This is a genomic window from Erythrobacter dokdonensis DSW-74 (genome assembly GCF_001677335.1).
Classification (GTDB): domain Bacteria; phylum Pseudomonadota; class Alphaproteobacteria; order Sphingomonadales; family Sphingomonadaceae; genus Erythrobacter; species Erythrobacter dokdonensis.
Genome location: NZ_LZYB01000006.1, coordinates 243,770 through 257,124, shown reverse-complemented (window position 1 = coordinate 257,124; position 13,355 = coordinate 243,770). Strand labels below are relative to the sequence as shown.

Here is a 13,355-nt window from a genome sequence, read left to right as displayed (position 1 = left end):
ACCTTGTCACGGCATCTGTCCAATTGTTTAGACATATGGTCTGCGAAATCTTCCGTCCGTGATCGATTGGACTGCCATCCGGACGGGCTGGATCGCGCGCCGCAATCGGGTTTTCGCCAGCCCCCGTTTCCAGCACTGGGCCGCGCGCCTGCCGCTGATCCGCCGGATAGCGCGCAGCCGCGCCGACGGTGCGTTCGATCTGCTTGCGGGGTTTGCCTATTCGCAGGTGCTGCGCGCCTTTGTCGAGGGCGGATTGTTCGACATTCTCGAGGATGGCCCGATCGGCGCAGCCGAGGTCGCTGCACGCATGGAAATGAGCGAGGATGGCGCACTGACCCTGCTGCGCGCAGGCCGTGCGCTGATGCTGTCGGAAGAGGCTGGTCCGGACCGCTGGATGCTGGGCGAACAGGGCGCGGTGTTCGCCGCCAACGCCGGCGTGCAGGCGATGGTCCGCCACCACCGGCTGCTCTATGCCGACCTTGAAGACCCGATCGCCCTGCTGCGCCGCGACCGGCGCGAACCGACCGCTCTCTCGCGTTTCTGGACCTATGCCGGCGCGCTCCACGGCGCGGGCGAGCGGGGCGCACAAACCTCTGAATATTCGAAGCTCATGGCTGCTTCACAGCATTTCGTCGCTGACGAGGTGCTGGCCTCGGTCAGTTTCGGCAAGGTCACCAGGCTACTCGATGTCGGCGGTGGGCATGGAGCCTTCCTAAAAGCGGTGGGAAGCGCCTGGCCGCACCTTCAACTGGGTCTGTTCGACCTGCCGGAAGTTGTGGAAACCGGCGGCGCTGTGCTCGCTGGCGCCCTGGGGGCCGAGCGCGTGACCACCCATCCCGGCAATTTCTTCAAGGATTCTATACCCGAAGGCTATGACATGGTCTCTCTGGTGCGGATTCTCCACGATCATGACGATGCGCCCGCGCAAGGTCTGTTGGACAATATCCGCGCCAGCCTCGCCCCCGGCGCGCGCCTGCTGATCGCCGAACCAATGGCCCGGATTTCCGGGACGGAGCCGATGGGCGAGGCGTTCTTCGGGCTTTACCTGTGGGCGATGGGTTCGGGCCGTCCGCGCAGCCCCGCCGAGATCATCGCGATGCTGAAAAAAGCGGGCTTTTCCAGCGCTCGGTCCATCGCAACTGCGCAACCGGTCAACGCAAGTGTGGTCATCGCACGGGCCTGAGGGAAACTTGTCCAAAAAATTTGACAGTGTTTGGCGTAAAGCGTAGCAAACAGTCGGGAGAACGTTTCAGCGGACTTTTCGAGTCGACGTTTTCGGCTTCGGAAATCCCGGGCGGAGAGCGAAACCGATGAACACACTGGCTGTCATTCTCGAAGCTCCGGAGCGCCTTGCGCTCAGGTCGCTTGAGATGAAGCCGGTCGAAGCGGGCGATGTCGTGGTCGAAATCGCCTGGAGCGGAATCAGCACCGGCACCGAAAAGCTGCTCTGGACCGGCAAGATGCCGCCCTTCCCCGGGCTCGGCTATCCGCTGGTTCCCGGCTACGAATCGGTCGGCCGGATCGTCGATGCCGGCCCTGAAGCACGAGAGCGGATCGGCGACTGGGTATTTGTCCCCGGAGCCAATTGTTATCAGGATGCCCGCGGGCTTTTCGGCGGCACCGCGCGCCGCGTGATCGTGCCCTCGGCGCGCGCCATTCCCATTCCCGAACATCTTGGCGAGGCCGGCGTGCTGTGTGCGCTGGCGGCCACCGCGCTGCACGCGATCAATGGCGGCGGCTATGACGGCAATCCCGACAATCGCTGCGCGCTGCCCGATCTCGTGATCGGCCACGGCGTGCTCGGCCGCCTCATCGCCCGGCTGGCAATTGCGCTCGGCGCCCCGCCGCCCACCGTGTGGGAAACCAACGCCGCCCGCCGCGAAGGCGCGACCGGCTACATGGTCATGGCCCCCGACGAGGACGAGCGCCGCGATTACCGCGCCATCTATGATGCCAGCGGCGATTCCAACATCATCGACAGTCTCGTGATGCGCATGGCCAAGGGCGGCGAGATCGTGCTGGCGGGCTTCTATTCCGACCGGCTCAATTTCTCCTTCCCGCCTGCCTTCCTGAAAGAGGCAACCCTGCGCGTGGCCGCCGAATGGCAGCCCGTCGACCTCGCCGAAACACGCGCCCTGATCGAAGACGGACGTCTCGATCTTGCCGGGCTAGTCACTAACCGCCGCCCTGCGGCGGAAGCCACCGAGGCCTACCCCCAGGCCTTTTCTGACCCCGACTGTCTCAAGATGGTTCTCGATTGGAGCGATTGCTAAATGTCGATACTCGAAACCCGAACCTTGGAAGATCAAGCCGCTGCCCTGCGTGACGAAGCGGCCCAGGAACCCGATCCGGTTCACACCGGCGAGGTGACGAAGGAAACGCAGATCATCGCGATCTACGGCAAGGGCGGTTCTGGCAAGAGCTTCGCGCTCGCCAACCTTTCCTACATGATGGCGCAACAGGGCAAGCGCGTGCTGCTGATCGGCTGCGACCCCAAGTCGGACACCACCAGCCTGCTGTTCGGCGGCAAGGCCACCCCGTCGATCATCGAAACCTCCTCGAAGAAGAAACTCGCCGGCGAGGAAGTGCGCATCGAAGACGTTTGCTTCCAGCGTGACGGCGTGTTCGCGATGGAACTGGGCGGTCCCGAGGTCGGCCGCGGCTGCGGTGGTCGCGGTATCATCCACGGCTTCGAAACCCTCGAGAAGCTGGGCTTCCACGACTGGGGCTTCGATTACGTCCTGCTCGACTTCCTGGGTGACGTGGTTTGCGGCGGCTTCGGCCTGCCGATCGCGCGCGACATGTGCCAGAAGGTGATCGTGGTCGGCTCGAACGACCTCCAGTCGCTCTACGTCGCCAACAACGTGTGTCACGCAGTCGAATATTTCCGCAAGATGGGCGGGAACGTCGGCGTGGCCGGCATGATCGTCAACAAGGATGACGGCACGGGCGAGGCGCAGGCCTTCGCCGAGGCCGTGGGCATTCCGGTTCTGACCGCGATCCCCGCGCACGAGGACATCCGCCGCAAGAGCGCCAATTACCAGATCATCGGCTATCCCGGCGGCGAATGGGGCAGCCTGTTCGAGGAACTGGCGAGCAACGTCGCCACTGCCCCGCCGCTGCGTCCGACACCGCTGGACCAGGACGGGTTGCTCGGCCTGTTCAGCCCCGACGAGACCGGCGGCAATGTCGAACTCGTCCCGGCCACCCAGGCCGACATGCGCGGCGGTGTGTTCGAGCAGCGCCCCAGCCTCGAAGTCATCTACGACGAGGCATAAGGCGATGGACGATCTCACCCCCACCGGCGATACCCGCGCCCCGGACCGGATCGATCTCGGATCTGAACCGGCACCTGCCGCCGTTGCCGAAGGCGGCGGTTGCTCCAGCAAGGCCACCATGCTCGAAGCCGCGCGTGCGGCCGGCAAGAGCGACATTCTCGATCGCTATGCCGCCGATTATCCGGTCGATCCCGAGCGCGGCCCGCATGACCAGCCGCAATCCATGTGTCCTGCCTTCGGGAGCTTGCGCGTCGGATTGCGCATGAAGCGCACCGCGACCGTGCTCTCCGGTTCGGCCTGCTGCGTCTATGGCCTGACCTTCACCTCGCACTTCTACGGCGCGCGGCGGACGGTCGGCTATGTTCCGTTCAACTCGGAAACGCTGGTGACAGGCAAGCTGTTCGAGGACATCAAGGAAGCCGTCGAAGGGATGGCGGACCCCGAACTCTATGATGCCATCGTCGTCACCAACCTGTGCGTCCCCACCGCGAGCGGCGTGCCCCTGCGCCTGCTGAAGAAGCAGATCAACGGTGTGCGCATCATCGGCATCGACGTGCCGGGTTTCGGCGTGCCGACCCATGCCGAGGCCAAGGACATTCTGGCGGGCGCGATGCTGCAATATGCCCGCGAGGAAGTGATGGCAGGCCCTGTCGCCGCTCCGCGTGAACGCAGCGACAAGCCCACCGTGACCCTGCTGGGCGAAATGTTCCCAGCTGATCCGGTGGTGATCGGGCAGATGCTCGAACCGCTCGGCCTTGCTGCCGGGCCGGTCGTGCCGACCCGCGAATGGCGCGAACTTTATGCCGCGCTCGATGGCGCAGTCGTTGCCGCGATCCATCCGTTTTACACCGCCTCGATCCGCGAATTCGAAGCCGCAGGCCGCCCGATCATCGGATCGGCTCCGGTCGGCGCGGACGGGACGGCGGCCTGGCTGCAGTCGCTTGGCGATACACTCGGCCTGCCGCAGGCGAAGGTCGACGCCGTCAAGAACGCGATGATCGGTGCCTGCAAGGGCGCGCTCTCGAAGATGCCGATCAAGGGCCGCATCACGGTTTCGGGCTATGAAGGCTCCGAGCTGCTGGTTGCCCGCCTGCTGGTCGAAAGCGGCGCGGACGTGGTCTATGTCGGGAGCGCCTGCCCCAAGACCCGCTGGTCCGATCCCGACCGCGAATGGCTCGAAGCGCGCGGCGTCAAGGTGCAGTTCCGCTCCAGTCTCGAACAGGACATCGCGGCGGTGGACGAATACCGTCCCGATCTGGCGATCGGCACCACCCCGGTCGTGCAACACGCCAAGAGCAAGGCGATCCCGTCGCTCTACTTCACCAACCTCATCTCGGCCCGGCCGCTGATGGGACCGGCGGGCGCAGGCAGCCTCGCCACGGTGATCAATGCGGCGATGGCCAACAAGACCCGCTTCGATTCGATGCGCGACTTCTTCGAAGGCGTCGGCACCGAACATGCGGCCGGCGTGTGGGAGGATGTGCCGGTGGACCGGCCCAAGTTCCGCAAGAAATACGCAGCCCTCAACGAAGCGGCGCGCAAGGCATCGGAGGCGATCGGCACATGACCCTTGTTCTCGATCACGACCGCGCCGGCGGCTATTGGGGTGCGACCTACGTCTTCACTGCGGTGAAGGGTCTGCAGGTGATCATCGACGGGCCGGTGGGTTGCGAAAACCTGCCTGTCACCTCGGTGCTGCACTATACCGACGCCCTGCCCCCGCATGAGCTGCCGATCGTCGTCACCGGCCTTGCCGAGGAAGAGCTTGGCAAGACAGGCACCGAAGGCGCGATGAAGCGCGCATGGGAAACGCTCGATGCGGAACTGCCCTGCGTCGTCGTCACCGGCTCGATCGCTGAGATGATCGGCGGCGGGGTGACGCCCGAGGGCACCAACATCAAGCGCTTCCTGCCGCGCACCATCGACGAGGACCAATGGCAGTCGGCCGACCGCGCGCTGACCTGGCTGTGGACCGAATTCGGGCCGAAGAAGATCCCCGAACGGCGTCGCAAGGAAGGCGAAAAGCCCCGCGTCAACATCATCGGCCCTGCTTACGGCATGTTCAACATGCCCTCCGATCTGGCCGAAATCCGCCGGCTGATTGAAGGCATTGGCGCGGAAGTGGGCATGGTCTTCCCGCTCGGCAGCCACCTGGCCGACATCCGCGACCTCGCCAATTCCGATGCCAATGTGTGTCTGTACCGCGAATACGGGCGCAACCTGTGCGAGACGCTGGAGCGGCCCTATTTCCAGGCGCCCATCGGGCTCAACCAGACGACCAAGTTCCTGCGCGCGCTGGGTGAGGCGCTGGGCCTTGATCCGGAACCCTTTATCGAGCGCGAAAAGCACACCACGATCAAGCCCCTGTGGGACCTGTGGCGTTCGGTGACGCAGGATTTCTTTGCGACCGCCAGCTTCGGCATCGTCGCCAACGAAACCTATGCCCGCGGCATCCGTGCCTATCTCGAAGACGATCTGGGCATGCCCTGCAACTTCGCCTTCTCGCGCTGTGCCGGGGTCAAACCCAAGAACGAGGATGTGCGGGCGGCGATCTATGCCAACCCGCCGCTGGTGCTATTCGGCAGCTATAACGAACGCATGTACATGACCGAGTGCGGCGGGCGGGGGATGTATATCCCGGCCAGCTTCCCGGGCGCGGCGATCCGGCGGCATACCGGCACGCCCTTCATGGGCTATTCGGGCGCCAGCTACCTGTTGCAGGAAGTGTGCAATGCGCTGTTCGATGCGCTGTTCCACATCCTCCCGCTCGGAACCGAGATGGACAAGGTCGACAAGACCCCGGCCCGCTCGCTCGCCGAAGTTTCGTGGGATGTCGAAGCCAAGGCGCGGCTCGACGAGCTGGTCGAGGCCCAGCCGGTGCTGATCCGCATTTCCGCTGCCAAGCGGCTGCGCGACGCGGCCGAACGGACCGCCCGCCAGCGCGGTGCCAGCATCGTCACGGCAGACTGCCTCGAAGAGGCACTGCTGGAAGGGGCGACTGCATGATGGGGCGCACGCCCTTGACCGGAAATTTGCCGCTGCGGCCTCGCGCCGCAGCGGCCTTTGCCTTTGCTCCGGATGCGGAGCTCATGAAATCCACGTGGGGGATCACGCGAGGATGCCGACGGGGGCCTTCGGGCGCCCATTACCACCCAACTGAACGGAGACATACTTATGGCTGATCCGACTCCCGGAGAACGCGTCGGGACTTACCTGACGCCCGAAGAGGCACAGGAAATCCACAAGGGCTTCATGGGGACCTTCGTCCTCTATGTGGCGATCGCTGTGGTCGCTCATGCCCTGTTGTGGGCCTACAAGCCCTGGCTCTAATTCCGTGACGAACAGGCGCGGTCCGAAGCCCGGACAACGCCAAGATCTGAACGGTTCAAGAAAGGAATTTTCCCATGTGGAGAATCTGGTTCTACTTTGACATCCGCCGCGCTCTGGTGGCCCTGCATGTGGGTCTCGCAGTGCTGGCCTTCACCATCCACTTCCTCCTGCTCAGCACTGACAAGTACAACTGGCTGGACAAGCGGCTTGGTGAATCCATGCCCGCGCAGGCCGCTATCGAATCGTCGGAAGCTCCGGCGGCGGGATAGTCCTGCTCGAAATGTGAGGAGGCAGGTTAGCCTGCCTGCCTCCAAACACTTGTCGAACAACCTACAGTGCCCGCCCTTGCGGCGGGGAGGATGGACCTATGGCGCTCCTTAGTTTCGAGCGGAAATACCGCGTACGCGGTGGCACATTAATCGGCGGCGACCTTTTCGACTTCTGGGTCGGGCCGTTTTATGTCGGATTCTTCGGGGTGACGACGGCAATCAGTGCGCTGCTTGGCACCGCGCTGATCTTCGCCGCCGCGACCCAGGGTCCGACTCTCAACCCCTGGCTGATCTCGATCAATCCGCCGCCGGTCGAGTACGGCCTTGCCTTCGCACCTCTGAAGGAGGGCGGGTACTGGCAGATCATCACGATCTGCGCAGTGGTCGCGTTCTCGTCGTGGGTGATGCGGCAGGCGGAAATCTCCCGCAAGCTCGGCATGAGCTATCACGTGCCCTTCGCCTTCAGCGTGGCCGTGTTCGCCTATGTCACTCTCAACGTGTTCCGTCCCTTCCTGATGGGCGCGTGGGGCCATGGCTTTCCGTACGGGATCTGGACCCACCTCGAATGGGTCTCGAACGTGGGCTATGCCTTTGGCAACTTCCACTACAACCCCGTGCACATGCTCGCGATCACGTTCTTCTTCACGAACTGCCTCGCGCTCGCACTGCATGGCGGTCTGGTGCTTTCGGCGGTCAACCCGACCGGCGGAACCGACGTGAAGACGCCGGAATACGAAGACACCTACTTCCGTGACTTCATCGGCTATTCGGTCGGGACGCTCGGCATCCACCGGGTGGGGCTCTTCCTCGCGCTCAACGCGGGTTTCTGGAGCGCCATCTGCATCGTCATCTCCGGCACTCTGTATGTCGGCAGCTGGATCGAATTCTGGGATTTCTGGAAGAAGATCCCGATCTGGTCGTAAGGAGCACCTGAACCATGGCGACATACCAAAACATCTTCACGCAGGTGCAAGTCCAGGGGCCGCCCGAAATGGGCGTCCCGCACCTCGACGGAAGCGAACCGCGGATCGCGCTGTTCGGTCACAGCTACTGGATGGGCAAGATCGGACAGGCACAGCTTGGCCCGATCTATCTCGGCTGGCTTGGCGTTATCAGCCTCGCCTTCGGCTTCATGGCGCTGTTCATCATCGGCATGAACTTTGCCGCGCAAGTCAACTGGAGCCCGCAGGCCTTCATGCGCGAGTTCTTCTGGCTCTCGCTCGATCCTCCGGGCCCGGAATACGGCTTCAGCCCGTTCGTTCCGCTGGACAAGGGTGGCTGGTTCATCATGACCGGCGCCTTCCTGACGATCTCTGTGCTGACCTGGTGGGCGCGGACCTATTACCGCGCCAAGGCGCTGGGCATGGGGATGCACATTCCCTGGGCCTTCGCCTCGGCTATCTGGCTGTTCCTGGTCTTGGGCTTCATCCGTCCGTTGCTGATGGGCGAATGGGCGCAGGCGGTGCCTTACGGCATTTTCAGCCACCTCGACTGGACCAACAACTTCTCGCTGCTTTACGGGAACCTGTTCTACAACCCGTTCCACGCGCTCTCGATCGTCTTCCTTTACGGGTCGGCGCTCCTGTTCGCGATGCACGGGGCGACCATTCTGGCGCTGGGACGCTATGGCGGCGAGCGCGAGATCGAGCAGATTACCGACCGCGGGACTGCTGCGGAACGCGGCGCGCTGTTCTGGCGCTGGGTGATGGGCTTCAACGCAAGCTTCGAATCGATCCACCGCTGGGCGTGGTGGTTCGCGGTGCTGACCACGCTGACCGGCGGGATCGGGATCCTGATTACCGGTACAGTGGTCGACAACTGGCGCCTGTGGGCCGAAGAGCACTATTACGCTCCGAGCACGATCCACTACGATCCGAGCGGGGCTGCCAATATCAGCTGAAGGTCTGCCGGGCGGTGACGCCCGGCCACCCCTCAAGGCAAACAGAAACCCGGTCAGGCTACGCGCCCGGCCGGGTTTCTCTTTGTCCTGACGGCCGCGCGCAAGCGGACCCGACCCGACCCTTCAGCTGCCCTTGCCCTGGCCCTTCATCCGGCTTGCCAGATCGAGCAGGTGAAGCGGCAGCGAAAGAGCCAGCGGGAGTGCGATCCACCACCACGCGGCGCCCACCAGCGCTGCCCGCAGCCCGAGCACGATCAGCGCCGCCGTGCCGAGCAGCGCAGCCAGCGCCCGCAAGCTCCATCCATGGCGCAGCCGCAACCACGCGGCTTCGATAGCCAGAACGACAAGGATCAGATCGGCCGCATGGCCCGACGAAAACAGACCTTCCACGCCACCTCCCTCGCCCGCTGCCGGGCCCGCATCAGCCGAACGGCGCGTTGAGATCGACCACCGCCCAGTTGAGAGCGCCTGCGAAAGTCACCCATGCCAGATAGGGCACCAGCAACGCCGCCGCGCTGCGCGAGAACCGCCCGCAATAGATCATCAGCAAAATGATCGAGAGCCATAGCAAGGTCAGTTCCATAAACGCCCAGTCAGGGCGCTGCATGCGGAAGAAAATGAGGCTCCAGGTGATGTTGAGAAAGCCGTTGAGTGCAAACAGACCGATCACCCATTCCGAACTCGCCGCCGTGGGCGCCTGGCGCCATGCGGTAATGCCCGAAATGGTGATGCAGGCATAGATCACCGTCCAGCCGATCGGGAACACCACATCGGGCGGGTTCCACGCGGGCTTTTCCAGCGTCTGATACCACGGCCCGAGATCGGTGATCGTCGCCCCCAGCGCCGCAACGCACAGCGCCGCGACCGTGGCGACGGACACCGGCAGGATCATCATCCGGTTCATACAGGAACCGGCTTAGCGCGTTGCGGCCCTCAAGCCTAGCAGGTGTGCAGTGTCCTTCAGGAAGATCCTGACATGGGCCATCGGCTTCGCGCGCACCAGCTTCTTGTGCATGTAGGCCTGCCAGGTCAGCTCCTGCACGTCCTTGTCGTCGCAGATGGTGACGAAACGCTCGCGACGCTTGTCCGAGGAATACCAGAAATACTGCATGATCCCGAGGATCCGGAAGACCATGCCATGCTCGCGCATGAACTTCTTGCGCGCGCTGCGCAGGTGCTTGGCCTCGCCCGTCTTGAGGAACATCGCCGCCGCCTCGGCCACCAGCCGCCCGCCGACCATGGCGTAGTAGATCCCCTCTCCCGATGCCGGAGCGACCACGCCCGCGGCGTCACCCGCCACGATCACATCGGCACCATTATCCCACCGCTTGAGCGGCTTGAGCGGGATCGGCGCGCCCTCGCGGCGCACGGTCTCGCAGCGGGCAAGTCCGAGTTCCTCGCGCATGGTCCCGATCGCGCCGCGCAGCGAGAAACCCTTGTTGGCGCTGCCAACCCCGATGCTGGCGGTTTCGCCGTGCGGGAACACCCAGGCATAGAAATCGGGCGACAGCTTGCCCTGGTAGAACACATCGCAGCGCGTCGCGTCGAAGGCCTCGGTGTTTTCCTCGGGCGACTTGATGATCTCGTGATAGGCGAAGACGCAGGGCACGCGTTCGGCGCCGGGCAGGCACTGCTTGGCCACCGCCGAGCGCGCGCCGTCGGCACCGATGACCACGCGCGCACGCACGCTCTCGATCGGGCCGCCACGGGTGCGGCGGAAGGTGACGATGGGATGCGGCTCGTCGTCGCGCTCGATCTTCTCGAAGGTCGCGGTGATCCGTTCGGCACCCGACTGGCGGGCACGCTCGCGCAGCCATTCGTCATACTCGTCGCGGTCGACCATGCCGACATAGCCGATCTCGCCCACCGGCATGTCGACCGCGCGGCCCGAAGGCGCGATCATGCGGGCCGAGCGCGCCTTGGCGACCAGAAGGCTCTGGGGAATGTCGAAATCGGCAAGCAGCCGGGGCGGAATCGCACCGCCGCAGGGCTTGATCCGGCCGCCGCGTTCGATCAGCAGCACCGAAAAGCCGGCCTGTGCAAGATCGTTCGCGGCGGTAGATCCCGAGGGGCCGCCGCCGACGATGACGGCATCATAGATAGTCTGGTTCATGCGTAGACCTCCCTCTTTCCCTCTACCGCAACCGCGCGCATCGCCGGAGCGCCGGTCGCCTTGATTGCGAGCACGGCGGCGAGCACGAAAGCTGCCGCCTCGATGGCGAACACCAGCTGGAACGCAGCGCCATCATCACCCAGCGCGCTGCGCGCCAGATCGACGCCGACCGCGCCGGTCAGCCCGCCAAGCCCGAAAGCGATAGCCTGGCTTGCTCCCCACACGCCCATGCGCACGCCCTCGCGGGTTTTCTCGCCCGCGCCGGCCAGCCCCATCATCGCGCCGATCGCAGCCACCGCGAACACGCCATTGCCAAGGCCGAGCACAAAGACATTGATCCCGAGCGGCCAGGGCGGGCCATTGACCGCCGCAAGGCCAAGCGCGCCCAGGCCGACAGCCGACAGCAGGCAACCGCCGATGACCCACAGGCGCAATCCGTCAGGCCGCTTGCCCGAAAAGGCGCTGCCGCCGATGCCGGTGACGATCATGCCGATCAGGATACCTCCCTGATGCTGGCCGCCCAGCTGGGTCGATTCGCCCGGCGCAAGGCCGAAAACCAGCCCGGCAAAGGGTTCGAGGATCAGGTCCTGCATCGAGAAGGCGATCATCGACACGAAGATGAAGATGGTGAAACGGCGCGCCGCCGTCTCGTTCCAGATCTCGCGGATTGCGGCGCCGAAATCGGGGGCTTCGTCATCCTCGGCAGCATGGCCGAACCGGCCCGCCTGCCGCTCCAGCCGGAAGGTAGCGAGCGCTGTCAGCCCGACGGTTGCCAGCGCAAGGCCACCGGCCACCGCCAGCAGCCGCTCGGGCGAGAAGGGCTGGATCAGCTTGCCGACCGTGATGGCCGAGACCACAATTCCCGCCACCATCATGATCCAGGTGAGCGCCGCGGCCGCTGCACGCCGCTGCGGCGCTACTCCTGAGGCCAGCAGGGCAAGCGCCGACGTGCCGCCCGCGCCGACTCCCGCACCGATAAGGGTGTAGGCGATGACGGCAAGGGTGAAACCGAGCGCGGGCGATGAGCCCAGCATTAGCGTCGCCTGCGTTGCCATGAGCGAGGCGGCGCCCAGCAGCGCCACGCCGCCGATAATCCACAAGGTGCGGTTGCCGCCCTTGTCCGATCCGTGCCCCCACAGGGGCCGGCCCAGCTGGACTGCATAATGCCATGCCACCAGGCCCGCCGGGATCGCCGCGGCCAGCGCGAATTCGACCACCATCAGCCGGTTGAGGACCGTTGTCGCCATCATCACCAAGGCGCCGATCGAGGCTTGCACCATCCCGATCCGGGCGATTGCGAACCAGCCGAAACCGGCGCTCGCATCCTCGGACCGGGGAGAGGCGAGCGGGGCGTGCATCAGATATAGCCTCCCAGACCCAGCGCCGAGGCGAGCATCCCCAGCACATAAAGGGTCACGCCCACGCCGTTGTACCACGGAGCATATTTGGCCGGATCGCCAATCAGCCTGGGCATGGCTGCAATCTGCGCCGCAAGTCCGGCGGTGACGATCAGCGCCGAGAGGCCATAGCCCCAGATCGCGAGCAGCATGATTACCACGATCTGCGCCACCGCCATCGTGATGCAGGCAAAACGCGCCGCGACCTCGACCCCCATCACCACCGGCAAGGAGGTGAGCCCGGCCTGCCGATCGCCTTCGACCGCCTTGAAGTCGTTGAGCACCATGATGCCGTGCGCGCCCAGCGAATACATGAACAGGATGATGCAGACCTCGACCGAGGGCAGCGCGCCCAGCATCACGGTGGCGCCGGTGAACCAGCTCAAGCCTTCATAGGTTAGCCCGCAGACCAGCGGACCGAGCATGCCGCTCGCCTTGAAGCGGAACGGGGGTGCGGAGTAAGCCCAGGCAAAGGCGAGGCCGACCAGCGCGGCCACGAACACGATAGGCCCCAGCAGCCAGCCCACGCCGGCCGAAATGAGGCTGGCGATAATGGCGATGTAGAGCCCCCAGCGCCCCCCGATACGGCCCGAGGGGATCGGGCGGTCCGGTTCGTTGATGGCGTCGACATGGCGATCGAACCAGTCGTTGACCGCCTGGCTGGTGCCGCACACCAGCGGGCCTGCCAGCAGCACCCCGCCCGCAACGAACCACCAGCGCCCTTCGAGCCCGGCGCCGGAGGATACCGCACCGCACATGAAGGCCCACATCGGGGGGAACCATGTGATGGGTTTGAGAAGTTGCAGCACATCGCGCGCCGCCGGAACGGGCACGGAGCGAGTCGTGGGCACCGAATGTTCCATGACTTGAGGCTATGCATGACAAAGCATAGCGTCAATTTATTTTGACACTACGTCATCGCCGGATCGCATTTTCACCCCGATTTTTTCTCTGGAGATGCCGCTGCGTGTCCAGTCGCGGCCATCGCGATCGCTTGACAGCAGGAAATTCGCGGGCTTGGAAGCGCCGTCCGGCACATGCCCCCCTTAAGGCCCTTTCAGGCCCGGT

The 13,355-nt window shown here is 64.7% G+C and carries 14 protein-coding genes; 9 read left to right on the top strand and 5 right to left on the bottom strand.

Features of this window, described 5'->3' with window-relative positions; genetic code table 11:
• Positions 1–58 precede the first annotated feature (58 nt).
• The 9 genes from I603_RS11855 (at position 59) to pufM (ending at position 8,777) form a co-directional block, all read left to right on the top strand.
• Positions 59–1,183 (top strand): methyltransferase, encoded by a 1,125-nt coding sequence (locus tag I603_RS11855; RefSeq protein WP_086621800.1) that lies wholly within the window; start codon positions 59–61, stop codon positions 1,181–1,183.
• A 127-nt stretch (positions 1,184–1,310) separates the two neighbouring features.
• Positions 1,311–2,273: a chlorophyll synthesis pathway protein BchC gene (gene bchC / locus I603_RS11850; RefSeq protein WP_068865313.1), complete on the top strand. Its 963-nt coding sequence runs from the start codon at positions 1,311–1,313 to the stop codon at positions 2,271–2,273.
• The gene (locus I603_RS11845; RefSeq protein ID WP_068865311.1) at positions 2,274–3,278 is read left to right on the top strand and encodes a chlorophyllide a reductase iron protein subunit X; all 1,005 of its coding nucleotides are present in this window, start codon (positions 2,274–2,276) and stop codon (positions 3,276–3,278) included. It abuts the gene before it with no gap.
• Positions 3,279–3,282: 4 nt separating this feature from the next.
• Positions 3,283–4,845, top strand: a complete 1,563-nt coding sequence (gene bchY, locus I603_RS11840; RefSeq protein ID WP_232305371.1) for a chlorophyllide a reductase subunit Y — start codon at positions 3,283–3,285, stop codon at positions 4,843–4,845.
• Positions 4,842–6,284 (top strand): chlorophyllide a reductase subunit Z, encoded by a 1,443-nt coding sequence (gene bchZ, locus I603_RS11835; protein WP_068865309.1) that lies wholly within the window; start codon positions 4,842–4,844, stop codon positions 6,282–6,284. Before bchY ends, bchZ begins: the two co-directional genes overlap by 4 nt.
• 168 nt (positions 6,285–6,452) lie before the next feature.
• Entirely contained in the window at positions 6,453–6,608 is a 156-nt protein-coding gene (gene pufB / locus I603_RS14330) for a light-harvesting antenna LH1, beta subunit (RefSeq protein ID WP_084440078.1), read from the top strand.
• A 74-nt stretch (positions 6,609–6,682) separates the two neighbouring features.
• Complete coding sequence (gene pufA / locus I603_RS11830; protein ID WP_068865307.1) at positions 6,683–6,877, top strand: light-harvesting antenna LH1, alpha subunit; 195 nt, start codon at positions 6,683–6,685, stop codon at positions 6,875–6,877.
• Between the two features lie 98 nt (positions 6,878–6,975).
• Entirely contained in the window at positions 6,976–7,800 is an 825-nt protein-coding gene (gene pufL, locus I603_RS11825; protein ID WP_068865305.1) for a photosynthetic reaction center subunit L, read from the top strand.
• A 14-nt stretch (positions 7,801–7,814) separates the two neighbouring features.
• Entirely contained in the window at positions 7,815–8,777 is a 963-nt protein-coding gene (pufM, locus tag I603_RS11820) for a photosynthetic reaction center subunit M (RefSeq protein ID WP_068865304.1), read from the top strand.
• 123 nt (positions 8,778–8,900) lie between these two features.
• Here pufM and I603_RS11815 read toward each other — a convergent pair whose 3' ends face one another.
• Genes I603_RS11815 through chlG form a run of 5 tightly spaced genes read right to left on the bottom strand, consistent with a single transcriptional unit; the run spans position 8,901 to position 13,150 of the window.
• Entirely contained in the window at positions 8,901–9,167 is a 267-nt protein-coding gene (locus tag I603_RS11815; protein WP_068865301.1) for a hypothetical protein, read from the bottom strand.
• A 31-nt stretch (positions 9,168–9,198) separates the two neighbouring features.
• Complete coding sequence (locus I603_RS11810) at positions 9,199–9,681, bottom strand: TspO/MBR family protein (RefSeq protein ID WP_068865299.1); 483 nt, start codon at positions 9,679–9,681, stop codon at positions 9,199–9,201.
• A gap of 12 nt (positions 9,682–9,693) precedes the next feature.
• Positions 9,694–10,890, bottom strand: coding sequence for a geranylgeranyl diphosphate reductase (locus I603_RS11805; protein ID WP_068865297.1), 1,197 nt, complete (start codon positions 10,888–10,890; stop codon positions 9,694–9,696).
• Positions 10,887–12,248 (bottom strand): BCD family MFS transporter, encoded by a 1,362-nt coding sequence (locus tag I603_RS11800; protein ID WP_068865295.1) that lies wholly within the window; start codon positions 12,246–12,248, stop codon positions 10,887–10,889. The genes I603_RS11805 and I603_RS11800 overlap by 4 nt, the downstream gene beginning before the upstream one ends.
• Complete coding sequence (chlG, locus tag I603_RS11795; RefSeq protein ID WP_068865293.1) at positions 12,248–13,150, bottom strand: chlorophyll synthase ChlG; 903 nt, start codon at positions 13,148–13,150, stop codon at positions 12,248–12,250. Before chlG ends, I603_RS11800 begins: the two co-directional genes overlap by 1 nt.
• Between the last annotated feature and the right edge of the window lie 205 nt (positions 13,151–13,355).

Excerpts from the sequence above, each read along its gene's own strand:
- bchC (WP_068865313.1), top strand. The coding sequence starts at position 1,311 with ATGAACACACTGGCTGTCATTCTCGAAGCTCCGGAGCGCCTTGCGCTC.
- I603_RS11845 (WP_068865311.1), top strand. The coding sequence starts at position 2,274 with ATGTCGATACTCGAAACCCGAACCTTGGAAGATCAAGCCGCTGCCCTG.
- bchY (WP_232305371.1), top strand. The coding sequence starts at position 3,283 with ATGGACGATCTCACCCCCACCGGCGATACCCGCGCCCCGGACCGGATC.
- bchZ (WP_068865309.1), top strand. The coding sequence starts at position 4,842 with ATGACCCTTGTTCTCGATCACGACCGCGCCGGCGGCTATTGGGGTGCG.
- pufB (WP_084440078.1), top strand. The coding sequence starts at position 6,453 with ATGGCTGATCCGACTCCCGGAGAACGCGTCGGGACTTACCTGACGCCC.
- pufA (WP_068865307.1), top strand. The coding sequence starts at position 6,683 with ATGTGGAGAATCTGGTTCTACTTTGACATCCGCCGCGCTCTGGTGGCC.
- pufL (WP_068865305.1), top strand. The coding sequence starts at position 6,976 with ATGGCGCTCCTTAGTTTCGAGCGGAAATACCGCGTACGCGGTGGCACA.
- pufM (WP_068865304.1), top strand. The coding sequence starts at position 7,815 with ATGGCGACATACCAAAACATCTTCACGCAGGTGCAAGTCCAGGGGCCG.
- I603_RS11810 (WP_068865299.1), bottom strand. The coding sequence starts at position 9,681 with ATGAACCGGATGATGATCCTGCCGGTGTCCGTCGCCACGGTCGCGGCG.
- I603_RS11805 (WP_068865297.1), bottom strand. The coding sequence starts at position 10,890 with ATGAACCAGACTATCTATGATGCCGTCATCGTCGGCGGCGGCCCCTCG.
- I603_RS11800 (WP_068865295.1), bottom strand. The coding sequence starts at position 12,248 with ATGCACGCCCCGCTCGCCTCTCCCCGGTCCGAGGATGCGAGCGCCGGT.
- chlG (WP_068865293.1), bottom strand. The coding sequence starts at position 13,150 with ATGGAACATTCGGTGCCCACGACTCGCTCCGTGCCCGTTCCGGCGGCG.